At 69.7% G+C, this 24,556-nt stretch carries 24 protein-coding genes; 17 read left to right on the forward strand and 7 right to left on the reverse strand.

Annotated elements, in window-relative coordinates:
- Nucleotides 1-93: 93 nt before the first annotated feature.
- Nucleotides 94-1,269 (reverse strand): pyridoxal-phosphate dependent enzyme, encoded by a 1,176-nt coding sequence (locus FOH10_RS12195; RefSeq protein ID WP_186000806.1) that lies wholly within the window; start codon nucleotides 1,267-1,269, stop codon nucleotides 94-96.
- A 115-nt stretch (nucleotides 1,270-1,384) separates the two neighbouring features.
- Here FOH10_RS12195 and FOH10_RS12200 point away from each other — a divergent pair, with 115 nt between their 5' ends.
- From FOH10_RS12200 to FOH10_RS12230, 7 genes are all read left to right on the forward strand, one after another.
- Nucleotides 1,385-2,767: an NAD(P)/FAD-dependent oxidoreductase gene (locus tag FOH10_RS12200; protein ID WP_143980787.1), complete on the forward strand. Its 1,383-nt coding sequence runs from the start codon at nucleotides 1,385-1,387 to the stop codon at nucleotides 2,765-2,767.
- 211 nt (nucleotides 2,768-2,978) lie between these two features.
- On the forward strand, nucleotides 2,979-3,821 hold the full coding sequence (locus tag FOH10_RS12205) for a HalD/BesD family halogenase (protein ID WP_244961913.1): 843 nt from the start codon (nucleotides 2,979-2,981) through the stop codon (nucleotides 3,819-3,821).
- A 24-nt stretch (nucleotides 3,822-3,845) separates the two neighbouring features.
- Entirely contained in the window at nucleotides 3,846-4,703 is an 858-nt protein-coding gene (locus FOH10_RS12210) for a class I SAM-dependent methyltransferase (RefSeq protein WP_143980788.1), read from the forward strand.
- Complete coding sequence (locus tag FOH10_RS12215) at nucleotides 4,700-6,529, forward strand: choline/carnitine O-acyltransferase (RefSeq protein ID WP_143980789.1); 1,830 nt, start codon at nucleotides 4,700-4,702, stop codon at nucleotides 6,527-6,529. The genes FOH10_RS12210 and FOH10_RS12215 overlap by 4 nt, the downstream gene beginning before the upstream one ends.
- Nucleotides 6,530-6,701: 172 nt before the next feature.
- On the forward strand, nucleotides 6,702-6,965 hold the full coding sequence (locus FOH10_RS12220; RefSeq protein WP_029923562.1) for a phosphoribosyl-ATP diphosphatase: 264 nt from the start codon (nucleotides 6,702-6,704) through the stop codon (nucleotides 6,963-6,965).
- An 87-nt stretch (nucleotides 6,966-7,052) separates the two neighbouring features.
- Nucleotides 7,053-7,904, forward strand: coding sequence for an ATP phosphoribosyltransferase (gene hisG / locus FOH10_RS12225; RefSeq protein WP_029923563.1), 852 nt, complete (start codon nucleotides 7,053-7,055; stop codon nucleotides 7,902-7,904).
- Nucleotides 7,905-8,043: 139 nt separating this feature from the next.
- Nucleotides 8,044-8,286, forward strand: a complete 243-nt coding sequence (locus FOH10_RS12230) for a hypothetical protein (RefSeq protein ID WP_029923564.1) — start codon at nucleotides 8,044-8,046, stop codon at nucleotides 8,284-8,286.
- On the opposite strand, the gene FOH10_RS12235 is transcribed toward FOH10_RS12230, so the two are convergent.
- Complete coding sequence (locus FOH10_RS12235; RefSeq protein ID WP_143980790.1) at nucleotides 8,263-9,186, reverse strand: RecB family exonuclease; 924 nt, start codon at nucleotides 9,184-9,186, stop codon at nucleotides 8,263-8,265. The two genes, FOH10_RS12230 and FOH10_RS12235, sit on opposite strands and share 24 nt — an antisense overlap.
- Before the next feature lie 85 nt (nucleotides 9,187-9,271).
- Between FOH10_RS12235 and FOH10_RS12240 the strand changes: the two genes are divergently transcribed.
- Entirely contained in the window at nucleotides 9,272-10,105 is an 834-nt protein-coding gene (locus FOH10_RS12240) for a tRNA (adenine-N1)-methyltransferase (protein ID WP_143980791.1), read from the forward strand.
- A gap of 62 nt (nucleotides 10,106-10,167) precedes the next feature.
- Here FOH10_RS12240 and FOH10_RS12245 read toward each other — a convergent pair whose 3' ends face one another.
- Nucleotides 10,168-10,644: a WKL family lipoprotein gene (locus FOH10_RS12245; protein WP_244961914.1), complete on the reverse strand. Its 477-nt coding sequence runs from the start codon at nucleotides 10,642-10,644 to the stop codon at nucleotides 10,168-10,170.
- A gap of 244 nt (nucleotides 10,645-10,888) precedes the next feature.
- Here FOH10_RS12245 and arc point away from each other — a divergent pair, with 244 nt between their 5' ends.
- Nucleotides 10,889-12,649, forward strand: a complete 1,761-nt coding sequence (gene arc, locus FOH10_RS12250; protein WP_029923568.1) for a proteasome ATPase — start codon at nucleotides 10,889-10,891, stop codon at nucleotides 12,647-12,649.
- Nucleotides 12,650-12,709: 60 nt separating this feature from the next.
- On the opposite strand, the gene FOH10_RS12255 is transcribed toward arc, so the two are convergent.
- Nucleotides 12,710-13,138 carry a MarR family winged helix-turn-helix transcriptional regulator gene (locus FOH10_RS12255; protein WP_143980793.1) on the reverse strand — a complete coding sequence of 143 codons (429 nt, stop codon included), beginning with the start codon at nucleotides 13,136-13,138 and terminating at the stop codon, nucleotides 12,710-12,712.
- Nucleotides 13,139-13,224: 86 nt separating this feature from the next.
- Here FOH10_RS12255 and FOH10_RS12260 point away from each other — a divergent pair, with 86 nt between their 5' ends.
- Nucleotides 13,225-15,231, forward strand: coding sequence for an ABC transporter ATP-binding protein (locus FOH10_RS12260; RefSeq protein WP_280525740.1), 2,007 nt, complete (start codon nucleotides 13,225-13,227; stop codon nucleotides 15,229-15,231).
- Nucleotides 15,232-15,256: 25 nt separating this feature from the next.
- On the opposite strand, the gene FOH10_RS12265 is transcribed toward FOH10_RS12260, so the two are convergent.
- The 3 genes from FOH10_RS12265 to FOH10_RS12270 all read right to left on the reverse strand — a co-directional run bounded on the left by FOH10_RS12265 (nucleotide 15,257) and on the right by FOH10_RS12270 (nucleotide 17,351).
- Nucleotides 15,257-15,670, reverse strand: a complete 414-nt coding sequence (locus tag FOH10_RS12265) for a hypothetical protein (protein ID WP_143980794.1) — start codon at nucleotides 15,668-15,670, stop codon at nucleotides 15,257-15,259.
- Between the two features lie 26 nt (nucleotides 15,671-15,696).
- A complete protein-coding gene (locus FOH10_RS34790; RefSeq protein WP_186000807.1) occupies nucleotides 15,697-15,861 on the reverse strand; it encodes a hypothetical protein in 165 nt (54 codons plus the stop codon).
- A 68-nt stretch (nucleotides 15,862-15,929) separates the two neighbouring features.
- On the reverse strand, nucleotides 15,930-17,351 hold the full coding sequence (locus FOH10_RS12270; RefSeq protein ID WP_255055993.1) for an aminotransferase-like domain-containing protein: 1,422 nt from the start codon (nucleotides 17,349-17,351) through the stop codon (nucleotides 15,930-15,932).
- Nucleotides 17,352-17,473: 122 nt separating this feature from the next.
- Here FOH10_RS12270 and FOH10_RS12275 point away from each other — a divergent pair, with 122 nt between their 5' ends.
- The 7 genes from FOH10_RS12275 to FOH10_RS12305 all read left to right on the forward strand — a co-directional run bounded on the left by FOH10_RS12275 (nucleotide 17,474) and on the right by FOH10_RS12305 (nucleotide 24,512).
- The gene (locus FOH10_RS12275; RefSeq protein ID WP_029923572.1) at nucleotides 17,474-18,313 is read left to right on the forward strand and encodes a nitrilase-related carbon-nitrogen hydrolase; all 840 of its coding nucleotides are present in this window, start codon (nucleotides 17,474-17,476) and stop codon (nucleotides 18,311-18,313) included.
- Entirely contained in the window at nucleotides 18,310-19,725 is a 1,416-nt protein-coding gene (gene hydA / locus FOH10_RS12280) for a dihydropyrimidinase (RefSeq protein WP_143980795.1), read from the forward strand. The genes FOH10_RS12275 and hydA overlap by 4 nt, the downstream gene beginning before the upstream one ends.
- Before the next feature lie 18 nt (nucleotides 19,726-19,743).
- On the forward strand, nucleotides 19,744-20,781 hold the full coding sequence (locus tag FOH10_RS12285; protein ID WP_143980796.1) for a TIGR03842 family LLM class F420-dependent oxidoreductase: 1,038 nt from the start codon (nucleotides 19,744-19,746) through the stop codon (nucleotides 20,779-20,781).
- Between the two features lie 113 nt (nucleotides 20,782-20,894).
- Nucleotides 20,895-21,755: an ABC transporter permease gene (locus tag FOH10_RS12290; RefSeq protein ID WP_244961916.1), complete on the forward strand. Its 861-nt coding sequence runs from the start codon at nucleotides 20,895-20,897 to the stop codon at nucleotides 21,753-21,755.
- Complete coding sequence (locus FOH10_RS12295) at nucleotides 21,752-22,612, forward strand: ABC transporter ATP-binding protein (protein ID WP_244961919.1); 861 nt, start codon at nucleotides 21,752-21,754, stop codon at nucleotides 22,610-22,612. The genes FOH10_RS12290 and FOH10_RS12295 overlap by 4 nt, the downstream gene beginning before the upstream one ends.
- Nucleotides 22,612-23,373 carry an ABC transporter permease gene (locus FOH10_RS12300; protein ID WP_143980798.1) on the forward strand — a complete coding sequence of 254 codons (762 nt, stop codon included), beginning with the start codon at nucleotides 22,612-22,614 and terminating at the stop codon, nucleotides 23,371-23,373. The genes FOH10_RS12295 and FOH10_RS12300 overlap by 1 nt, the downstream gene beginning before the upstream one ends.
- Nucleotides 23,370-24,512, forward strand: coding sequence for an ABC transporter substrate-binding protein (locus FOH10_RS12305; protein ID WP_143980799.1), 1,143 nt, complete (start codon nucleotides 23,370-23,372; stop codon nucleotides 24,510-24,512). The genes FOH10_RS12300 and FOH10_RS12305 overlap by 4 nt, the downstream gene beginning before the upstream one ends.
- Nucleotides 24,513-24,556 lie beyond the last annotated feature (44 nt).

The following is a 24,556-nucleotide window of genomic DNA, read 5'->3' on the forward strand; positions in this document are numbered from 1 at the left end:
GGCGGTCACCCACCGGCGTGAGGGCCGCCCGGTATGGCGGGCGGCAGCGTGACGGTCGGTGGTCGGCCGCCCTGATCGACGAGTGCTCCCCGATCACACCCCCTGCGCAGGGGCGACATTGCCGCCGGTGACCAATGTGAGCACCTCCTGACCGCGGACGTCGTGCACGGCTCCGCTGGCCCCGTGCAGGACACCCTGCGATCCGATGACGGCCATCGGCCCGAGCGTCGCACCGGCCTCGACGGGACTGCCGATCGCGGCGCTCAGCAACGGCACCCCCTCCCGGATCGACGATTCCGGGACGAGCACGACATCGTCGGCGGCGTCGAGGATCTGCGGAAGCAGATGGGCGTCGACAGTGCCGACGTTCACGGCCTCGGCCATGGTGTGGGCGGGGACCGTGACCGGCTCGCCGGCCTTGAAGGACTCGTAGACCGTCGGCGCGTTCTCCGGGCAGGCTACGAGTACCGTGCGGCGCCCGCCCCAGACCTCTTCGAAATCCCGCACGACCTGTGCGGCCGAGGCGACCGTACCGCCACCGGCGGGTAACACCAAGGTGCTGGCGGAGGGCCGCAGCGACAGCATGTCGTGGACCGCGGTGCCCAGCGCGGCGACCGAGTCGTGCGCCGACACGTCCAGAAACCGACCTCCCTGTTCCTCGGTGAGGCGTTTGGCGTGCGAGTAGGCGTCGTCGTAGGACGACCCGTACCGGATCACCGTCGCGCCGCGCTCCTCCAGTTTCGAGATCTTCATGGCGGACGTGTTCTCCGGTACCACCGCGATCACCGGGATACGACGGCGGCCCAGCGCCCCCGCATAGGCGATCGCATGATTGCCCGACGATGCGATGCGAACCGGCACCCCCGGAGGCAGATCGTTCAGTTTCGAGGTCACGACACGCGCGGCCCGCTCCTTGATGGACTTGGTGCCCGGCCACTGATTCTCCAGCGCGATATGGAGTTTCGAGCGCGCGAGCGCGTCCAGATCGGGGGAGTTGAAGATCTTCGGCTCCGGCAGGCGGCCCTCGGCGATATCGGCCAAGGCGTGCCAGCGCTCCCGGCTGGTCGGTGCGCGCAGTTCCGGCGGTGGCGGAAACTTGATCGGCTTCGCGACGACGGTGTCCGCAGCGGGGAGGGCGCGGGCGGGTTCGCGCAGGCCCGCCTCGGATACCGCGCGCAGCCGCTGGGAGACGCCGGATGCCGCCGATTCCAGCGCCGCCGAGACCTGTCGGATCAACCGCTGAAACGCCGCTGCGAGCTCACTGGCCACGCCGCATGGAAGCACGGGCGGGTGCGTGTTTCCAGGGGCGGGAGGAGCGCCGACGAGTCGGCCGCTCTTCGACAGCCTCCACCGGCGCGGGGGTGGGCGTTGCTACGTTGGGCGGATGACCCCTGCGCGGATCGTCATCGTCGGGAGTGGTTTCGCCGGAGTGGAGTGCGCTCGGACGTTGGAGCGGACGCTGCGGCCGGGGGAGGCCGAGGTGACGTTGGTCGCGCCGGATGACGCGGCGCTGTATCTGCCGCTGCTGCCGCAGGTGGCGGCGGGGGTGCTGACGGCGCGGGCGGTGTCGGTGTCATTGCGGCGGGTGCTGCGGCGCACCGTGATCGCGCCGGGCATGGTGGTGGGCGTGGAACCGGATGCGCGTCGGTGCGTGGTGCGGCGGCTGCGGTCCGGACTGGAGTACGCGCTCGACTACGACCATCTGGTGCTCACGCCCGGCAGCATCACCAGGGTCATGGATGTGCCGGGTCTGCGCGAGTACGGGTTCGGGATGAAGACCCTGGCCGAGGCCGTGTACCTGCGCGACCACGTGCTGCGCCAACTCGATCTGGCGGCGGTCGCCGATACCGAGGCGGAGCGGCGCGAACGGTCGACCTTCGTCGCCATCGGCGCGGGCTACGCGGGCACCGAGACCGCCGCGGTGCTCAATCGGCTCACCAAAGCCGCCGCGCGGCAGTACTTTCCGCGCCTGGACCCGACCATGGTGCGCTGGCACCTCATCACCCACGGCGACCACATCATGCCGGAACTGGGCGAACGGCTCGGAGCCGATGCCAAGCGGCTGCTGGCGCGGCGGGAGATCGACTTCCGACCCGGGGCGTCGGCGGCCGAGGTCACCGAGCGGTCGGTCACCCTCACCACCGGAGCCGTGATCCCGACCCGCACCGTGCTGTGGAGCGCGGGCGTCGCCCCCAGTCCGCTGGCCGCCCACCTGGGCGCCGAGACCGCCCGCGGTCGGGTGGTCGCGGCCGCGGATCTGACCGTCCCCGGCCTGGCGGGGGTGTGGGCCTGTGGTGACGCCGCCGCCGTCCCGGACCTGTCCATCGGCGGCGACGCCGTCTGCGCGCCCACCGCCCAGCACGCCAGCCGCCAGGGCCGCCGACTGGCCCGCAACCTCACCGCCACGCTGCGCGGCGCTGCGCGCACCCCGTACCGGCACCGCGATCTCGGCATGGTGGTCGACCTGGGCGGCCGCGACGCCCTCGCCCGCCCGCTCGGCATCGGACTGCGGGGCGTCCCCGCGCAGTTCGTCACCCGCGCCTACCATCTGCTGGCCCTGCGCACCGTGGTGGCCCGCACCCGCACCGTCTTCGACTGGACCCTGCACGCACTGGCCGGTGACGACTTCCTGCGCATCGGCTACACCGACCGAATCGCCCACACCATCGGCGATTTCGAGCAGACCGGCCACTATCTGTCACCCCCGGAGGTCGCCGCGGCGCTGGCCCGCGCGGCGCATCCGGCTGATGGCCACCGCACGCAATAGTGCGCCGTCCATCGTGCGTCGGACCGACGGCGATCTCCGCACGCATGAATTCTGTTGGGATGCAAGAAAACTCTCTGACCGCGTGAGGTGACCGATTCCAGCGAATCCCTGGCGCGCCGACGCCCCTCTGGTGAGAATGGTCGGCATGGTTACGAGCGGGGGTTGGACCGACGCGTGCCCATCCACTGGCGATGGGATAGTGGATGATTCGGTGACCGAGGTGATGGACACCGAGCGCTACCCGCTGGACGCGCCCGGCGGTGCGGGCTGGCTGCGGGCCGTGCGGGCGGCGCGCGCCGACTTGGCGGCCGACGGGTGCAGCGTGCTCACCGGATTCGTGCGCCCGGAGTTCCTGGAGACACTGCGCGCCGAGGGCGCGGAACTGGCCCCGCGGGCCTACTACACCGTCGAACGGGTCAACGCCTACAACATCCCGCTGGACGCCGAACTGCCCGAGGGCCATCCGGGCCGCATCGTGCTCGAACGCGGAAACGCCTTCGTGGCACGGGATCTCATTCCGGCGCACACGCTGATTCAGCGGCTCTACACCAGCCCGGTGTTCCAGCGGTTCGTGGCCGACTGCTTCGAGCTCGAGCAGCTGCACGAGTACACCGACCCGCTGGCGGGCCTCTGCCTGAACGTGGTCGCGCCGGGCATGTCGCACCCCTGGCACTTCGACACCAACGAATTCACCGTCAGCATGCTCACCCAGCGTCCGGAATCCGGCGGCGTCTTCGAATACTGTCCGGGCATCCGCACCCCCGAGGCGGAACATCTCGACGACGTGCGTGCCGTGCTGGAAGGCAAGGGGGAGAACCTGATTCGCCGCCTCGACCTGCGCCCCGGGGATCTGCAGCTGTTCCAGGGCCGCTACTCGCTGCACCGGGTGTCACCGGTCACCGGCGCGGCGCAGCGGCACACCGCCATCTTCGCCTACAGCCGGACCACCGGGGTGATCGGCACCGCGGAGCGCAGTCGGCAGCTGTTCGGCCGGGTGCTGCCCGCACACCTCGGCGACGCGATGGCCGTACGCGGCGATCGACTGCTGGATTGAGTGCTCGACCAAGAAGGAGAACACGTGCCGGTTTCGTTGCACAGCACCGGGAAAGCCTCGTTCGACCACATCTACGACCGGCCCGATCCACGCGAGTATTACGCGCGGATGGCCGAATTGGACTACTGCATACCGGAACTGGCGACACCGCACTTCGCGAGCCTCATCGCCGACTACCGCGCCGCCACCGGCATCGCCGCCCCGACCGTGCTGGATCTGGGCTGCTCCTACGGCGTGAACGCGGCCCTGCTGCGTCTGGGCATCAGCATGGCCGAACTCACCGAGCACTATCGAGACGCCGACTCCGACGGCGACGGTGACGGTGATCCCGCCGCCGCCCTCATCGCGCGCGACCGCGCCCGCCTCACCACCGCCGACCGACTGCCCGGCGTTCGCTTCATCGGCATGGACGCCTCCCGCCCGGCACTCGACTACGCCCGCGCCGCCGGACTGCTGCACGACACCGTGCACGCCGACCTGGAAGCCGCCGACCCCACCGAGGCGCAACGCGCCACCCTGGCCACCGCCGACCTCGTCATCTCCACCGGATGCGTCGGCTACATCACCGACCGCACCCTGCTGCGGGTCGCCCGCGCGCACGGCGGAAAGCTGCCCTGGATGGCGCATTTCGTGCTGCGCATGTTCTCCTTCGATCCGATCGCCGCGCGGCTGGCCGAACTCGGCTACCGCACCGAACGCGTACCCGGGTCGTTCCGGCAGCGCCGCTTCGCGGCCGCCGACGAGCGCACCCAGGTCCTGAATACCTTGGCCGACAATGGCGTCGACACCGAGGGGCACGAATCCGACGGCTGGCTCTACGCGCAGCTCTACGTGTCTCGCCCGTCCCCGACCCTATCCTTCGACCACGAGGACCTCTCTTGAGCGAACCGACCTTCGCCCACGACGACCAGCTGCCCCGGGTGCCGCTGCCCACCCTGGAGGACAGCTGCACGCGGTTCCTGCACTGGTGCGCACCGCTGCTCACCGGCGATGAATACGCGGCCACCGCCGCCGCGGTCGAGCTCATGCTCCGCCCCGACAGCCCGGCCCGCGCGCTGCAGGCCGACCTCGAGCGCTACGACAGCACTCCCGGGGTGGGCAGCTGGCTGGACGAATTCTGGCCCTCGCGCTACCTGGGGCGACGGGACCGGATCGCGCTCAATGCCAACTTCTTCTTCCTGTTCCGCGACGACACCGTGCTCGCCGCCGCCACCGCCGCCGATCAGGCCGAGCGCGCGGGGGCGCTGGTGAGCGCCGCGGTGAACTACAAACTGCAACTCGACGCCGAGCGGGTTCCGCCCGCGACCCAGCGCGGACAGCGGCTGAACATGGCGCAGAACAAGTTCCTGTTCTCCGAGACACGGATTCCCGGCGATCCGCAGGACGGGGTGCGGGTGCCCTACAGCCCGGAGTGGCCGGGTCCGTCGCAGGCCCGGCACATCGTGGTCTGCTACCGCGGCAATATGTTCCGCATGGATGTCATCGGCCCGGCCGGTGCTCCCTACGCTCCCGGCGATATCGTCGACGGCCTGCGTTCGGTCATGAAGGCGGGGGCGCGGCGCGCGCCCATCAACACCTCGCCCGGGCATCTGACCACCATGGCTCGGGCCGACTGGGCGCGGGTGCGCGGGGCGCTGCGCGCGGTGCCGGTGAACGTCGCGGCCCTCGACACCATCGAGACCGCGCTGTTCCTCGTCTGCCTGGAGGATTTCGCGCCGCGCGACACCCAGCAGGCGTGCGATCAGCTGCTGCACGGGGACAGCGGCAACCGCTGGTTCGACAAGGCGGTGTCCTTCATCGTCTTCGCCGACGGCACCGCCGGGATCAATGTCGAGCACTGCGGACTGGACGGCACCACCATCCTGTCCTTCGTCGACGCGCTGTTGGAGACGCCGGTGGCCGAGCACGCCGCCCGGTCGGGCGCGCAGCCGCAGGGCATGCCCGCGGTCGAACCCGTCGTCTTCGCGCTCGACGACGACCGCAAGCGCGAGATCGCGAGCGCGGCGGCGTCGTTCGCACAGTACGCGGCCGACAACGCCACCTCGACGGTGTCCTTCGCCGATTTCGGCACCGGTCGCGCCAAGCAGCTGGGCATCTCCCCGGATGCCTTCGCCCAGCTCAGCTATCAGCTCGCCCACCAGCGCAGCAAGGGCATGATCGGGGCCACCTACGAATCCATCGCCACCCGCCACTTCCGCAACGGCCGCACCGAGGCCATGCGCGTGGTCACCCCGGAGATCGTGGAATTCATTGCCGCCATGGAGGATCCGGACGCCGACCCGGAGCGGCGGCGGCAGGCGCTGCGGGCCGCCGCGGACGCCCATGTGGCCCGCGCCAAGGAGTGTCAACGCGGGGAGGCGCCCGAACAGCATCTGTGGGAGCTGCAACTCATCCAGCGCCGCCGCGGTGAGCAGCTGGGCGCGACCGATCCGATGCCCTTCTACGACAGCCCCGGCTGGCGCATCACCCGTGACGACTACCTGAGCACCAGTTCCGCGCCGTCGGTGAACATCCAGTACTTCGGGTTCGGCTCCACCAGCCCCACCTGCATCGGCGTCGCCTACGTCATGCTGCCCGATCGCTGGAACCTCTACCTCGCCACACCCAAATCCGTTGCCGCGCAGATGCACACCTTCGCGAGCAAGCTGCGGGCGGCCGTGACCGAGCTCACCGAGCTGCTGCACGCCGAGGCGTCGACGCGCGGCTGAGTTCCGCCCGACCGGCACCACGCGGGGCCGGTCGGGCGGGGTACCGGACCGTTGGCGGGCGTGGCCGCGACGCCGCCCGCAGCGGCCGGAACCGGTTCCCGCCGGCGGGCATGCGCCGGGCGGGCAGGCCCGGCAGCGGTGGGCCGCCCCTGGTCTGCGAGAATGTTTGCTCGTGAAATCTTTCGAAGCCCTGTTCGCCGAGCTGCAGGATCGTGCCGTCAACCGACCCGAGGGGTCGGGCACCGTCGCCGCCTTGGACGCCGGCGTGCATGCGCAGGGCAAGAAGGTGCTGGAGGAGGCCGGGGAAGTCTGGCTGGCCGCCGAGCACGAGAGCGACGAATCGCTCGCGGAGGAGATCTCGCAGCTCCTGTACTGGGTGCAGGTGCTGATGGTGGGCCGCGGACTGCGGCTCGAGGACGTGTACCGACATCTGTGACGCGCCGAATCGCCGTACACGCCGTACGGCCGAACCCCACTCGACCGCCGTCCGCACGTCCCCCCACCCGTCCCGAAAGGACACCCTATGCTTCGCGTCGCCGTCCCCAATAAGGGCGCCCTCTCCGAATCCGCCGTCGCCATCCTGAGCGAGGCGGGCTACCGCAAGCGCACCGACTCCCGCGATCTGAGCGTCCTCGATCCCGCCAACCAGGTGGAATTCTTCTTCCTGCGGCCCAAGGACATCGCCATCTACGTCGGCTCCGGTGAGCTGGACCTCGGCATCACCGGCCGCGACCTCGCCCTGGACTCCGGTGCGCCGGTGCAGGAGCGGCTCTCGCTCGGCTTCGGCCGCTCCACCTTCCGCTACGCCGCACCGGCGGGACGCGAATGGAAGGTCGAGGACCTCTACGACAAGCGCATCGCCACCTCCTATCCGAATCTGGTGCTCGCGGATCTGGCCGCGCGCGGGATCGAGGCCGAGGTCATCCGCCTCGACGGCGCGGTGGAGATCTCCATCCAGCTCGGTGTGGCCGACGCCATCGCCGATGTGGTGGGTTCGGGCCGCACCCTGCGCCAGCACAATCTGGTGGCCTTCGGCGACTCGCTGTGCGACTCCGAGGGCGTGTTGATCGAGGCGAAGGGCGCGGACCAGCGCGACAAGGCGCGCAACCAGCTGGTGGCCCGGGTCCAGGGTGTCGTCTTCGCCCAGCAGTACCTGATGCTCGACTACGACTGCCCCAAGACGCTGCTCGACGCCGCCGTGGCGATCACCCCCGGACTGGAGTCGCCGACCGTCTCCCCGCTCACCGATCCGGACTGGGTGGCGGTGCGGGCGCTGGTCCCGCGCAAGAGCGGCAACGAACTCATGGACCGGCTGGCCGATCTCGGCGCGAAGGCCATCCTGGCCACCGACATCCGCTCCTGCCGCGCCTTCTGAGCACGGCCGCATCCACACAACCACATCACGATTCAGCACCCGCCGTGGCGATGCGCGGCGGGTGCTTGCTAGCGTGGCCTCGCGTCATCTTGCTTCACCCGTGTCATATCGATCGCTCGAACGACACCACGGAGGCTCGATGTTCATTCTGCGGAAGTCCTGCGTCGCAATCGTTCTCGGCACCGCTGCGGTCCTGACGGCCGTGCCGGGCGGTCCGGCGGCGGCCGAGGAGCTGCCCTGTCCGGCCCACGATCTCGGCGAGACCGTCATCTGGGACTGGACCCATCTGGCCATCTGCGATGACGGACGGTGGACCGTCCGCGCCTGCGCGCCCGGTACCACGGCGCGCCAGGACGACTCAGGCCACGCCTTCTGTGCCTGACCTCGCTGGGCCCGATTCCGCCGCGCTCGATTCCGCGGTCGCCGCCGCGACACCCGGATACGGCGGCGGGGTGCCGCCGAATTCCGGGCACAGGGCGCGGTAGTCGCAGTAGTCGCACATCCAGCCCCGGTTGGGCGGGAAGTCGCCGGTCTTGGTGGCCGCGTCGATGGCCGCCCACAGCGCCGACACGATGCGCTGGAAGCGGCGCAGCTCGTCGGCATCCGGTTCGTAGGTGAGCGTCTGCCCGTCGGCCAGGTAGAGCAGCCGCAGCTGGGCGGGCACCACGCCGCGGGTGTGCAACAGCACCAGGGCGTAGAACTTCAACTGGAACAGCGCGCGGGCCTCGTAGGCCGGGGCGGGGGAGCGGCCGGTCTTGTAGTCGACGATGTGCAGGGCGTCGTCGGCCGCCCGGTCGATGCGGTCCACGATGCCGCGCACCGGCGAACCATCGGGCAGTTCGGTTTCGAGGAAGAACTCCACCGACTCCGGATCGACGGTGGTCGGGTCCTCCAGCGTGAAGTACACGCGGACGAGGTCGGTGACCTCGGCCAGCAGCACCGGCAGGCCGCCGTCGGCCACCACGTCCGCCACCTCGGGCCGGTCGGCGATCAGGCGTGCCCACGCGGGCTCGACGAGGGCCGCGGCGGCCTTCGGTAGCCGATCGGTTGCCGGGAGGCCGAACAGGGCCTCGAGGACGGCATGCACCAGGGTGCCCCGCACCGCCGCCGTGGACGGCGGTTCCGGTATCCGGTCGATTGCCCGCAACCGGTATTTGAGCGGGCACTGTTTGAAATCGATTGCCCGCGAAGGCGACAGCGCGAGCGGCCGCCCCACGAACGGTTCGGTGGGCGGGGGCGTACCGCCCGCGGAATCCGGGGTCGTGGACGCGGGCACCTGCATACCTGGCAGGCTAAACCCAGGCACCGACAGGGTGCGGTGGACGACCGCCGTGGCGACAGCGCGGCAAATGTGAGACAGGAGATACATGACGGCCAGACGGACCGGCCCCTTCCGCAGCGGTGACCGGGTGCAGCTGACCGACGCCAAGGGCCGCCAGCACACGGTGATCCTGGAGGAGGGCAAGGAGTTCCACACCCACAAGGGGCAGATCCGCCACGACGACCTCATCGGTGTCGACGAGGGCAGCGTGGTGAACTCCGCCAACGGCACGCCGTATCTGGCGCTGCGGCCGCTGCTCACCGACTACGTGCTGTCCATGCCGCGCGGCGCGGCGGTCATCTACCCCAAGGACGCCGCCCAGATCGTGCACGAGGGCGACATCTTCCCCGGTGCGCGGGTGCTGGAGGCCGGTGCCGGATCGGGTGCGCTCACCTGCTCGCTGCTGCGCGCGGTCGGCCCCGAGGGCAGGGTCATCTCCTACGAGGTGCGCGACGACCACGCCGAACACGCGGTCAAGAATGTCGAGAAGTTCTTCGGGGAACGCCCGGCGAACTGGGACCTCACCGTCGCCGACCTCGCCGAATACTCCGGCGACCAAGTCGACCGCGTCATCCTCGACATGCTCAAGCCCTGGGATGTCCTGGAGACCGTGTCCAAGGCGCTCATTCCCGGCGGCGTGCTCATCGTCTACGTGGCCACCGTCACCCAGCTCTCCGAGGTGGTGGAGGCGCTGCGTCGCCAGCAGTGCTGGACCGAACCGCGCGCCTGGGAGTCGCTCATCCGGCCCTGGCACGTGGTCGGCCTCGCCGTGCGGCCGGAGCATCGCATGCAGGGGCATACGGCCTTCCTGGTGAGCGCGCGGCGGCTGGCCGACGGGGTGGTGGCCCCCAAGCCGCAGCGGAGGCCGTCCAAGGGCTGAGGGCCGTGGCGATCACCCGTTGTCCGGCGCACCGTGCCGATCGGTGCGCGGACCGCGGGGTGCTACGGCTGGCAGGCGGCGCGCGCCATGCCGAGGATGGTGCACGCGGAGGCGTCCGAGATCTTCCAGGTGCCCTCGTCGTACTCCCAGGTCATGGCCACGCCGGGCATGGTGCCGTGCGGGCTGGTGACATCCACGTCGGCGTCGGCGCGGTCGCCGTCCTGGCGCACCTCGGTGACGGTGAAGGAGACCTGGTAGTTGGCCAGGCCCTGATTCATCCGCTCGATGAGCGCGACCCGCTGGTCGCCGTCGGTGACGAGTTTCGCCTTGTCCGTGGCGGGAACCGCCGGATCGGCGAATGTGGTCAGCGTGGACTGCAATTCCGCCGCGCTGGCGGCGGGTGTGGCGGCATGATCGTCAGGTGCGACCGTGGTGGCCGAAACGCTGCCGGAAGCGGTCGTGGACCCGGAATCGGTGTCGTCCGAGCCGCAGCCCGCCAGGGTGCCGGTAACGGCGAGGGCCGCCGCGACGGTAGCCACGGAAACACGAAGCGTCCTTGTGGCGTTAACCCGGTAACGGGTACGACTGCTGGGAAGGAGCATCGATAGCACCCTTTCGGCTCGGTCGGCGAAATAGCTCGCCGGAAACAGGTTAGGGCAGGCTAACATGGTCGTCCGGCCCGGTGACCGCAGCCTAGATGTGATCACGACGAAACCATGTCGGAAAGCGGGAACGGCTTGTCCCCGGTAGCGTTGATAGACCGGGACTGGGAGGAGCAGCATCATGAGCCCCATCGAACATTCGGATTCGGCAGCCTGGAGGGAACTCGAGGTAGTACGCGCCGAGGCGGCTGCACTCCGGAGGCAACTCGCCGACACGCCGGATCGCACACGGGAATTGGAAGCCCGGGTGGATTCGCTGACAATTCGCAACACCAAGCTGATGGACACCCTCAAGGAGGCGCGGCAGCAACTGGTCGCCCTGCGCGAGGAAGTGGACCGCCTCGGGCAACCGCCCAGCGGCTACGGCGTTCTCATCGGGGTGTACGACGATCAGACGGTCGACGTGTTCACTTCTGGGCGCAAGATGCGGTTGACATGCTCACCGAATATCGACACCTCCGAACTCACCTACGGTCAGACCGTGCGCCTCAACGAGGCGCTGACCGTCGTGGAGGCCGGACATTTCGAGGCCATCGGTGAAATCGGCACGCTGCGCGAGATTCTCGACGACGGCCGCCGCGCCCTCGTGGTCGGCCATGCCGACGAGGAGCGCGTGGTGTGGTTGTCCGGACCGCTCTCGGGTCTGGTCGACGTCGACAATCTGGACGATCCGGATTCCCCGATTCGCAAACTGCGGCCGGGTGATTCGCTGCTGGTCGACACCAAGGCGGGCTTCGCCTTCGAGCGCATCCCCAAGGCCGAGGTCGAGGACCTCGTGCTGGAAGAGGTGCCCGATGTCGACTACGAGGACATCGGCGGCCTGTCGCGCCAGATCGAGCAGATCCGCGACGCGGTGGAACTGCCGTTCCTGCACAAGGATCTGTTCCGCGAGTACGCGCTGCGGCCCCCGAAGGGTGTGCTGCTCTACGGCCCGCCCGGTTGCGGTAAGACCCTGATCGCCAAGGCCGTGGCCAACTCCCTCGCGAAGAAGATCGCCGAGGCGCGCGGTGAGGATGCCAAGGAAGCCAAGTCGTTCTTCCTCAACATCAAGGGCCCCGAGCTGCTCAACAAGTTCGTGGGTGAGACCGAGCGCCACATTCGCATCATCTTCCAGCGGGCCCGCGAGAAGGCCAGCGAAGGCACTCCGGTGATCGTGTTCTTCGATGAGATGGACTCCATCTTCCGCACCCGCGGCTCCGGCGTCTCCTCCGATGTGGAGACCACCGTGGTGCCGCAGCTGCTGTCGGAGATCGACGGCGTGGAGGGCCTGGAGAACGTCATCGTGATCGGCGCGTCCAACCGCGAGGACATGATCGACCCGGCCATCCTGCGCCCCGGCCGACTCGATGTGAAGATCAAGATCGAGCGCCCGGACGCCGAAGCCGCGGCCGACATCTTCTCCAAGTACCTCACCGACGAATTGCCGCTGCACGCCGACGATCTCAACGAGTTCCCCGGCGACCGCGGCAAGTGCGTGCAGTCCATGATCGAGCGGGTCGTGGAGCGGATGTACGCCGAGAGCGAGGACAACCGCTTCCTGGAGGTCACCTACGCCAACGGTGACAAGGAAGTCCTGTACTTCAAGGACTTCAACTCCGGCGCCATGATCCAGAACATCGTGGACCGGTCCAAGAAGTACGCCATCAAGTCCGTCCTGGAAACCGGTAACCCGGGCCTGCGGCTCCAGCATCTCTACGATTCGATCGTGGACGAGTTCTCCGAGAACGAGGACCTGCCCAACACCACGAATCCCGATGACTGGGCCCGCATCTCGGGTAAGAAGGGCGAGCGGATCGTCTACATCCGCACGCTCGTGACCGGCAAGAACGCCTCGGCCAGCCGAGCGATCGACACCGAGTCGAATACGGGGCAGTACCTGTAAGCAGTACGACACGACGGGGCGCGCTTCCTTCGGGAGGCGCGCCCCGTCGCTGTCGGCGGGCTATTCGCCGTCGGCGGCCAATTCGGCGAGGATGGCGCGCAGCGACGCGCGGTGCCCGGGGGACAGGCGGGCGAACAGATCGCGGGCGGCGCGGCGGCGGGCGTCGGACATGCGGGTCAGTACGGCGCGACCGGAGTCGGTGAGCGCCACCAGGGTGGCGCGGCGATTGGCCGGATCGGTGGCACGGTCGACCCAGCCCGCGGTTTCCAGGGCGTCGACCACGGTGGTGGCGGAGCGGGGCACGATACCCAGGCGTTCGGCGAGTGCGGACATGCGCAGCGGTTCGGCGCTGTGGCCGAGAATGCGCAGGGCGCGCGCCTGGGCGGGGGTGAGGCCGAGTGGGGCGAGGTCGGCCTGCTGGGCACGGCGGATGCGGCGGGCGGTGCGCAGGAACAGCTCGGGCAGGTCGTCCTCGATGGCCTCCGTCATATTTGTGAGCATAGATCAATGTTCTGGGGAATAATATTGAGTCAAGCTCAGTTATAGCGGGGGTTCCCGTGGGAAGGAGGGTGCCGATGGCCGCCCGATCCGAACTTCGCCGGATCATCCGGCTCTTCCGCCCCTATCGGGCGCGTCTCGCGCTGGTGGGCGCCCTGGTCGGCCTGTCGTCGCTGGTGGGTCTGGCCTCGCCGTTCATGCTGCGCGCGGTACTCGACGACGCGCTGCCGCACGGCCGCACCGGGCTGTTGACCCTGCTGGCGCTGGGCATGATCGCGGTGGCCGCGCTCACCTCGGTCTTCGGGGTCTGGCAGACCTATCTGTCCACCACCGTGGGGCAGCGCGTCATGCACGATCTGCGCACTGCCGTCTATGCGCGCTTGCAGTCCATGCCACTGGCGTTCTTCACCGCCACCCGCACCGGCGAGGTGCAGTCGCGCCTCGCCCACGACATCGGCGGCATGCAGTCGACCGTCACCTCCACGGCGACCTCGCTCATCGCCAACTTCACCTCGGTGCTGGCCGCCGTCGTCGCCATGTTCGCGCTGGACTGGCGGCTGACCCTGATCTCGCTGGCCATGCTGCCGTTCTTCGTGTGGATCAGCCGCCGGGTGGGGGCCGAGCGGCGGCGCATCACCGCGCAGCGGCAGCGGCAACTGGCCGCCATGTCGGCGGTGGTGGAGGAATCGCTGTCGGTGAGTGGAATCCTGCTGGGGCGCACCATGGGTCGCGCACCCGCCCTGGTCGACGATTTCGACCGGGAGTCGCGGTCACTGGTGGACCTGGAGATCCGGGCCGGGATGGCGGGGCGGTGGCGGCAGTCGACCATCACCATCGTCATGGCGGCCATGCCCGCGGTGGTGTACTGGGCGGCCGGGCTGACCGCCGCCGCCGGGACGCCGCTGGTGTCCATCGGCACGCTGGTGGCGTTCACGACCTTGCAGGCGGGACTGCTGCGGCCCGCCGTCATGCTGCTGTCCACGGGCGTGCAGGTGCAGAGCTCGCTGGCGCTGTTCACCCGCATCTTCGAATACCTGGATCTGCGACCGGATATCACCGAACCCGAGCGGCCGGTCCCGCTGCCGGTGGCGGGCGTGACGGGCGCGGTGCGGTTCGAGCGGGTGGGTTTCGGCTACGACGCCGACCGAGAGGTGTTGCGCGATATCGATATCGACGTCCCGGCCGGTAGCGGCCTGGCGATCGTCGGTGAGACCGGTTCCGGGAAGACCACTCTCGGCTATCTGGTGGCGCGGCTCTACGACGCCACCTCGGGCCGGGTGACCATCGACGGCATCGATGTGCGCGAGTTGAGTTTCGCCGACCTGGCCGCGGCCGTGGGGGTGGTCTCGCAGGAGACCTACCTGTTCCATGCCACGGTGGCCGAGAATCTGCGCTTCGCCAAACCCGATGCCACCGACGAGGAACTGCGCGCCGCGGCACGGGCGGCCCGGATCCACGACCATATCGCGAGTCTGCCGCAGGGCTACGACACCCTGGTCGGGGAGCGCGGCTACCGGTTCTCCGGCGGTGAGAAGCAGCGCCTCGCGGTGGCCCGCGCCATTCTCCGCAATCCGCCGATCCTGATCCTGGACGAGGCCACCAGCGCCCTGGACACCCGCACCGAACGCGAGGTGCAGGACGCCATCGACGCCCTGTCGGCCGGACGCACCACCATCACCATCGCGCACCGGCTCTCCACGATTCGCGACGCGGATCAGATCGTGGTGCTCGACCACGGCCGGGTGGTCGAGCGTGGCACCCACGAGGAACTGCTCGCGCGCGGCATCGCCTATGCCGATCTGCTGGCGCGCGACGGCGTGCTCGCACCGGGCATGACGGTCCGGCCGGGCACGGCATCGCTACCGAACCCGGCGTCGCCGCCAAGCGCGGGATCGGCCGCGCATGCAAGATCGGTCAGGAACGCGGAATCGGTCGGCGACGCGGAATCGGTCGGCGACGCGGAATCGGTCGGCGACGCGGGATCGGTCGGCGACGCGGGATCGGTCGGCGACGCGGGATCGGTCGGGGACGCGGAATCCGTGGCGGGCGCGGCATCGACGGACCACCGGGCGTTGGTGCGCTGAGGACTTTCCGGCGGGTCGTGGCGGGTCAGCTGATTCCGGGGAGGTAACCCGGGTACACGAAGTGGCTGGGACCGCCGCCGGGCTGCGACGACCCGGTGATGTTCGGGAAGTTGAACGGCAGGCGGGCCAGCTTGTGCGGGTTGCCGTCCTGATCGGCCTGGTAGCACTCCATGATCACGCCGTGAAAGGCGGTGCACACGATGCGGGTGCTGTTGCCGTAGGGCGAGGTCAGGCGGTAGCCGGTGTTCAGCGGATTCCAGTAGTCGAGATCGGTCGGGGTCAGGAACCCCTCGGCCTCGAAGACCGAGACCGGGCTGTTCGGCTGCTGCACCGGCCATTCGTCGGCGGCGGCCGTACCCGTACCCAGGGCCAGGGCGGCTCCGGCGGCGACGGCGGCGGTCGCGGTGATGCGGGTGACGCTGCGGGCAAACGAAGTCATCGGCTCTCCCACTCTCTGCGATCGGGTCACAATCGGTCGATCGGCGGCATGCCGTCGCTGGGGAATCGAGGCTCGATCATGCCGCTGTTACGGGTGTCCGCGCTACCGATCGCGCGAATTCGCACCCCGTTCCGGTCGCTGTACTGCGCGATCACCGTAACGAGCCGACCTGCCGGGGTGATGTAGTTCACGGAAGGGGTCGGCCCGCGGGGTGACCGCGTGGCCGCGTTCCGCACGCGGCCACGCGGCCCGGCGGCGGTCAGCGCCGCAGGCGGCGGTAGGTCGGTGCGGCCTGGGCGGCGGCGGCCAGTTCGGCGGCGAGCCGGGGGATATCGGCGTCCGCGACGGCGGCGGGGGTGATGCGCAGATGGTCGGCGGCCGGTAGGCCGATCACCTCGAACGGGGTGCCCGGGGCGGCCTTGATTCCGGCGGCGGCGAGGGAGATCATGGCGGCCGATTCGTCGAGGACGGGTAGCCACAGGTTGATGCCGTCGGCGGGGGATACCGAAATCCCGTGGCGGGAGAGCTCCCTGCGCAGCGCCGTGGTGCGGCGGCGGTATTCGGTGCGCGCGGTGGCGACCCGGGTGCGGGCGGCGTCGTCGGTGAGCATGTGCAGCAGCACGCGCTGGAGCAGGCGACTGGACCAGCCGGGGCCGAGCATACGGCGCTCGATCACCGGGTCGAGCAGTTCGGCCGGGCCGCCGACAATGGCCAGACGCAGGTCCGCGCCATGGGATTTGGAATACGAGCGCACGTGCACGGTGTGCCGCGGCAGCCGGGTGCCCAGCGACCGGGGTGGCGCGTGGGCGATGCCCGCGGAGTGGTCGTCCTCGATCACGACGAGGTCGTGCGGGGCGAGCACATCGGCGAGGGCGCGCAGCCGGGCGGCCGACAGTGACGTGCCCGTCGGGTTTTGGGCGCGGGGTTGCAGCAGCAGCGCGGTCGGCGCGTGCTCGGCCAGCACCGCCGCGAGTTCGTCGGGCCGCATGCCCGACTCGTCCATCTCCACCGGCACCGCTCGCGCTCCCAGCCGGGCCAGCAGATCGAGAAACGGTGGGAAGCACGGATTCTCGACCACCACCGCATCCCCGAGGCGCACCTGCGCGGTCAGCAACCGGTCGATGGCGTCGAGCGCGCCGTCGAGCACCGTGAGCCGGTCGGGCCGGAACGGCCAGTCCGCGCACACCACCCGCTCCAACTCCGGCAGCATGGCCTCGCCCAGATAGGTGGCGGACAGGTCGTCGATGGAATCATCGTCGCCGAGTCGGCGCAGCGCCGCGGTGAGATCGGGCAGCAGCGCCGGATCCGGAATCCCCCGGGACAGATCCACCCGGAACACGCTGTCGGATCGCGAGTGCAGCCGCTGGTAGCGCCCACCCGCCGCCACCGGCCGCGCGGGCGCGTCCGCCACGAAGGTGCCCGCGCGCCCCCGGGCCACGATCGCACCCGCCGCGGCCAGCGCCCGCCACGCCTGGGTGACGGTGGCCGGGGAGACCTTCAGCTCCCGCGCCACCTCACGCACGGTGGGCAGACGGGTGCCGGGCGACAGCGCGCCGGAGCGGATGCGGCCCCCGACGGTGGCGGCGATACCGGCGGCGGTGCGGTCGTGGACGCCCGCGAACAACCCGCCGCCGGGCGGATCGGGGGCGGTCGCGTCGAGCGGGCCGAGTTCGGTTGTCACAGCGTCATTCTGCGATGGCGACACGGGCGCGAACACGGGCACCCCGAGGATTTACGGTCACGAAACTGTTTCCGTCATTCTGTAACACAGCGGAATTGGTTCTCCATGCAGTATCACAAAGCATGGCAATCGTTCGAGCAGCGCTGGTTCAGACCAACTGGACCGGCGACAAAGAGTCCATGATCAAGGCGCACGAGGACTACGCCCGGCAGGCCGCCGCGGCGGGAGCGAAGGTGATCTGCTTCCAGGAGTTGTTCTACGGGCCGTACTTCTGCCAGCTCCAGGACACCAAGTTCTACGACTACGCCGAATCGGTGCCCGGCCCCACGGTGGACCGGTTCGCCGCACTGGCGGCCGAACTCGGCATGGTGATGGTGCTGCCGGTGTACGAGCAGGAGCAGCCCGGCCTGCTGTACAACACCGCGGCCGTCATCGACGCCGACGGCAGCTACCTCGGCAAGTACCGCAAGCACCACATCCCGCACGTGAACGGCTTCTGGGAGAAGTTCTACTTCCGGCCGGGCAATCTGGGCTGGCCGGTCTTCGACACCGCCGTCGGCCGGGTCGGGGTGTACATCTGCTACGACCGGCACTTCCCGGAGGGCTGGCGGGCGCTGGGCCTGGCCGGCGCGGAGATCGTGTTCAATCCGTCGGCCACCTCGCGCGGACTGTCCGGCTACCTGTGGAAGCTGGAGCAGCCCGCCTCCGCCGTCGCCAACGAGTACTTCATCGGCGCGATCAACCGGGTCGGCATCGAGGCCGAGTACGGCGACGACGACTTCTACGGCACCAGCTACTTCGTCGATCCCGAGGGCAAGTTCGTGGGCGAGGTCGCCTCCGACACCGCCCCGGAGCTGGTGGTCCGCGATCTCGACCTGGACCTCATCAAGGTGGTGCGCGACCGCTGGGCCTTCTACCGCGACCGCCGCCCGGACGCCTACGGACCGCTGGTGCAGCCATGAGCCGAATCCTCATCCGGGGCGGAACGGTGGTGTCGGCCACCGGATCCCAGCCCCTCGACGTACTGATCGACGGCGAAACCGTCGTCGCCGTCCTGCAACCCGGCGCCACCGCCCTCGGCGATGTGGCGGCAAGCGCCCAGATCATCGACGCCACCGGCAAATACGTGATCCCTGGCGGCGTGGACGCGCACACCCACATGCAGCTGCCCTTCGGCGGCACCGAGGCATCCGACACCTTCGAGACCGGCACCCGGGCCGCGGCCTGGGGCGGCACCACCACCATCGTGGACTTCGCCGTCCAGAAACCCGGTGAGACGGTGCAGGACACCCTCGCGCTGTGGCACGACAAGGCGGCCGGGCGGTGCGCCGTCGACTACGGCTTCCACCAGATCGTGGGCGACGTGAATCCCGAATCCCTCAAGGGCATGGCGGAATTGGTGGCTGAGGGGGTGACCAGCTTCAAGCTGTTCATGGCCTACCCGGGTGTCTTCTACTCCGACGACGGCCGCATTCTGCGCGCCATGCAGCGCAGCGCCGAACTCGGCGCACTGCTCATGATGCACGCCGAGAACGGCATCGCCATCGACGTGCTGGTCGAACAGTCGCTCCAGCGCGGTGACACCGCACCGTACTTCCACGGCACCTCGCGGCCGTGGCAGCTGGAGGAGGAGGCCACCCACCGCGCCATCATGCTGGCCCAGGTGACCGGCGCACCGCTGTACGTGGTGCACGTCTCGGCCAAACAGGCCCTGGAACAGATCGCGGCCGCACGCGGCAGCGGACAGAACGTCTTCGGTGAGACCTGCCCGCAGTACCTGTACCTGTCGCTCGAGGAACAGTTGGGCGCACCGGGTTTCGAGGGTGCGAAATGGGTGTGCTCGACGCCGCTGCGGTCGCGGGCGGAGGGGCATCAGGACGAGCTGTGGCGCTATATCCGCACCGGTGACGTCACCTCGGTCGCCACCGACCACTGCCCGTTCTGCATGAAGGATCAGAAGGAACTCGGCCGCGGCGACTTCTCCAAGATCCCCAATGGCATCGGCGGCGTCGAACACCGGATGGACCTGATGTTCCAGGGCGTCAAGGACGGTCGCATCTCCCTCGAACGCTGGGTGGACGTCTGCTGCACCACCCCGGCCCGCATGTTCGGCATGTACCCGCGCAAGGGCGTCATCGCTCCGGGCGCGGACGCCGACATCGTGCTCTACGACCCGAACGGCCACACCAGCATCGGGGTGGGCAAGACCCACCACATGAACATGGACCATTCGGCCTACGAGGGTTTCGAGGTCGACGGGCATGTGGACACGGTGCTCTCGCGCGGCCGGGTGATCGTCGACGACGGTGCGTACCTGGGCCGCGCGGGCCACGGCCGATTCGTCAAACGCGAACTCTCCCAGAACCTCATCTGATCCGGAACGGAGTGACCCATGGATATCGGTGTGGTGCTGCAATGCACACCGCCCGCGTCACGAGTGGTGGAGTTGGCGAGAATCGCGGAGACACACGGCTTCTCGCACGTGTGGACATTCGACTCGCATCTGCTGTGGCAGGAGCCGTACGTCATCTACAGTCAGATCCTCGCCGCCACCCGCAAGGTCGTGGTCGGGCCGATGGTGACCAATCCGTCCACCCGGGACTGGACGGTCACCGCCTCGACCTTCGCCACGCTCAACGATATGTTCGGCAACCGCACCGTCTGCGGGATCGGGCGCGGCGACTCCGCCGTACGCACCCTCGGCGGCAAACCCGCCACCCTGGCGACGCTGCGCGAATCCATCGGCGTCATCCGGGAACTGGGCAACGGCCGCAGTGCCCGCGTCGGGGAGACCACGGTGCGGTTCCCGTGGGCGCACGCCTCCCGGCTGCCCGTCTGGGTGGCCGGATACGGACCGCGCGCCCTCGATCTCACCGGTGAGGTGGCCGACGGCTTCATCCTGCAACTCGCCGATCCGGATATCACCGCCTGGACGGTGGCCCGGGTGCGCGCCGCCGCCGAGCGCGCCGGACGCGATCCGAAGGAGGTGACCATCTGTGTGGCCGCCCCCGCCTACGTGACCGACGGCTCGGACGCGGGCGTGAAACACGCTCGGGAGCAATGCCGCTGGTTCGGCGGCATGGTCGGCAACCACGTCGCCGATATCGTCGCCAAGTACGGGGCGGACAGCGAGGTGCCCGCCGCGCTCACCGAGTACATCGCCGGTCGTCGCGGCTACGACTACAACCAGCACGGGCGCGCCGGAAATACGCACGCCGACTTCGTGCCGGACGCCATCGTGGACCGGTTCTGCCTGATCGGCACCCCCGACGAGCATGTGGTGCGGCTGCGTGAGCTGGAGGCACTGGGCGTGGACCAGTTCGCCGTCTACCTCCAGCACGACGCCAAGACCGCCACCCTCGACGCCTACGGGGAGTCGATCGTGCCGCGGCTGGCGCAACCGATCGTGGCGACGGCGAGTACGACATGACCGCGCTGTCGGAGGGCGGTCGCACCGCGGCGGCCGCCCAGCGAGTCGTGCGCCCACCGCGCCGGCGTGGGATCGGGACCGGCCGGTCGGCGAACGGATCACGCTGGGGCGCGGTGCTGTACCCGCTAGCCGCCTTCGTGCTGGTGGCCGCGGTCTGGGAACTGGTGAAGGCGTTCGTCCCGGCCGATGGGGTGAGCATCGGCGAGCAGCGCGTGCTGCCGCGCACCACCGACGCGGCGCTGCCGCACACCTGGTCGGTGCTGACCGTGCTGGGGGAGCCCGACGGCTCCGGCACCGTGGGCGAAACCCTGTTGCGCACCGCCGGATTCACCTTCGGCCTGGCCCTGCTGGCGCTGCTGCTCGGCACCGTCGTCGGCGTCGCGCTGGCGGTGCTCATGCAGCGCTTCGGCTGGGTGGAGCGCGGACTGCTGCCGTATGTGGTGCTGTCGCAGACGGTTCCGCTCATCGCGCTGGCCCCGCTGGTCGCCGGGTGGGGCGGCAAGATCGCCATCGCCGGGCGGCCCTGGCAGCCCTGGATGAGCATTGTGGTCATCGCCGCCTACCTGGTGTTCTTCCCGGTCGCCGTCGGCATGCTGCGCGGTCTGCAATCGCCCTCGCGGGCCGCGGTGGAGCTGCTGCACAGCTATGCCGCGGGCTGGTGGGCGACCCTGCTGCGGCTGCGGCTGCCCGCCGCCGTCCCGCATCTGCTGCCCGCGCTGCGGCTGGCGGGTGCGGCGGCGGTGATCGGCGCGGTGGTGGCGGAGATCTCCACCGGCACCGCGGGCGGCATCGGCCGTCAGATCATCGTCTTCTCCCAGCAGTCCACCGGTGACGCCGCGCGCCTGTACGCGGCGGTGCTGGCCGCCGCCCTGCTCGGCGTCGCCGTGGCGGCACTGGTGGCGCTCGTGGAAGCGGCGCTGCGCCGCTACAGCCGCCCGGCCGGGGGCGGTCGCTCGTCAGGAGGTACCCGTTGACCGTCGAACCATCCACCGCCGCTCCCGAAGCGACGGTGCCACACCACAATCCACCCGATCACCAGGACGCCGCCGTGACACTGGCGTCGGTCGGCAAGATCTACTCCGCCGGTGCCGTCACCGCCCTGGAGGACGTCTCGCTCACCGTCGCCGCCGGGGAGTTCGTCTCCCTCATCGGGCCGTCCGGCTGCGGCAAATCCACCCTGCTGCGCATCATCGCCGACCTCGAGGAACCCACCGGCGGCAGCGTCACCGTGCACGGCAAGACGGCCCGGCAGGCGCGGCTGGACCAGGACTACGGCATCGCCTTCCAACAGGCGGGCCTGCTCGACTGGCGCACCGTGCAGGAGAATGTGGAACTGCCGCTGGAGCTGCACCGCGTGCCCAAACGCGAACGCCGCAGGCGCAGTAGCGAACTCCTGGAGATGGCCGGTCTCGGCGACTTCGCCCGCCGCTACCCGGCCGAACTGTCCGGTGGCATGCAGCAGCGGGTCGCCATCGCCCGCGCCCTGGCCCGCAAACCACCGCTGCTGCTCATGGACGAGCCGTTCGGCGCGCTCGACGAGATGACCCGCGAACGCATGCAGGGCGAACTGCTGCGCATCGCCGGGGAGACCGGCGCGGCGGTCGTCTTCGTCACCCACTCCATCCCGGAGGCGGTGTACCTGTCCGACCGCGTGGTGGTCATGTCGCCGCGCCCCGGCCGCATCACCGCCGTACTCGACACCGGCGGTACGGGAACCGAATCCGAGGACGTCGACGTCCGGGCGACCGAACCGTTCTTCGAGGCGGTGGCCGCGGTGCGCGCGGCCCTGCACGACGGGCACGCGAGCGCCCCCGCGGGACGGGAGCGGTGATGCGCACCTGGCTGCCACCGCTGCTGGTGGGCGTGGCGATCCTGGTGCTGTGGCAGGTGCTCACGGTCGCCGCCGGAGTGCCGTCGTTCCTGCTGCCCGCGCCGAGCGCCATCGCGGAAGCCTTCGGGGACAACCGATCCGGCATTCTCGACGCCACCCTCGCCACCGGCCGCAATGCGCTCATCGGTCTGCTGGTCGGCATCGTGGCGGGGATCGCCGCGGCCATGGTGGCGGTGCGATTCCGGCTCGTCGACGGTCTGCTCGGACCGCTGGCCGCCGCGGCCGCCGCCGTCCCCATCGTGGCGCTGGCCCCGCTGCTGAACTCGCTGTACTCCACCACCACCGACCTGCCGCGCCGGATGGTGGCCGCCATCGTGGTGTTCTTCCCGGTGTACGTCAGCACGGTCAAGGGGCTGCGGCAGGCCCCGCGCGTGCACGTGGACCTGATGACCTCCTATGCCGCCACCGGCTGGCAGGTCACCCGCGCCGTCCGGCTGCCCGCCGCACTGCCGCACCTGTTCACCGGATTGCGCATCGCCGCGCCCGGTGCGGTCATCGCCGCCATCATCGCCGAATACTTCGGCGGGCTGCAGCACGGCCTGGGCAGCCGCATCATCTCCGCCGCCGCCAATACCGCCTATCCGCGGGCCTGGGCGTATGTCACCGCCGCCATGCTGCTGGGCCTGCTCTTCCTCACCGCCGTCGTCGTCGCCGAACAATTCACCCGCCGACCCCGCACCATCAGTTGGAGATCGAAATGAGCAGTACCGTAAGGAAATTGCGTACCTGTCTGGCCGTGCTGGCGGTCGGGCTGGCGGCGCTGACCGGTTGCAGCACCACCGAGGGCGGCACCACCACGACGGCCGACGGACTCACCAAGGTGCGGTTGCAGTTGCAGTGGTTCAAGCAGGGGCAGTTCGCGGGCTATCTCGCCGCCGTGGACCAGGGGTTCTACCGGGAACAGGGGCTCGACGTCGACATCCTCGAGGGCGGCACCGATATCGTCCCGCAGACCGTGCTCGCCCAGGGGCAGGCCGACTTCGCGGTCGCCTGGGTGCCGAAGGCACTCGCCTCCCGGGAGGCCGGGGCCGGAATCACCGACGTGGCGCAGATCTTCCAGCGCTCGGGCACCACCCAGGTGGCGTTCGCCGACGCCGGTATCGACGGTCCCGCCGATCTGCGCGGCAAAACCGTCGGAAACTGGGGCTACGGCAACGAATTCGAACTCTTCGCCGGAATGACCAAGGCGGGACTCGATCCGGCCGCGGATGTGCGCCTGGTCCAGCAGCAGTTCGATATGAACGCCTTCCTCGCCGGGGATATCGCCGCCGCCCAGGCCATGTCCTACAACGAGTACGCGCAGCTGCTCGAAACCAGGAACCCGGCCACCGGACAGCTCTACACCGCCGCGGATTTCACCACCATCGATTGGAACGAACAGGGCGTCGCCATGCTTCAGGACGCGGTGTGGGCCAATACCGAGCGGCTGGGTGACAGCGCCTACCAGGATCTGACCGTGCGGTTCCTGGCCGCCTCGCTGCGCGGCTGGATCTTCTGCCGCGACAATGTCGACCGGTGCCGCGACATCACCGTGGCGGCGGGCAGCACCCTCGGGGCGAGTCATCAGCAGTGGCAGATCAACGAGGTGAACAAGCTCATCTGGCCCTCTCCGGACGGTATCGGCATGGTGGACGAGAACGCGTGGAACCAGACCGTCACCATCGCCCGGCAGACCCGCAACCAGGAGGGCGCGACGGTGCTCACCCGGGAACCGGATGCCGACGCCTACACCAATGCCTATGTCACCCGGGCGCTGGACCTGCTGCGGGCCGACGGCGTGGACGTCACCGGCACCGACTACGCGCCGGTGCGGGTGGTGCTGGCCGAGGGCGGACGCTAGCCCGGGATTCCGGGCCGTCCGGTCACCCCGCGCTGCTAGCGTCG

Origin of the sequence: Nocardia otitidiscaviarum, assembly GCF_007362295.1 — a bacterium.
In the GTDB taxonomy this organism is placed as follows: Bacteria; Actinomycetota; Actinomycetes; order Mycobacteriales; family Mycobacteriaceae; genus Nocardia; species Nocardia otitidiscaviarum.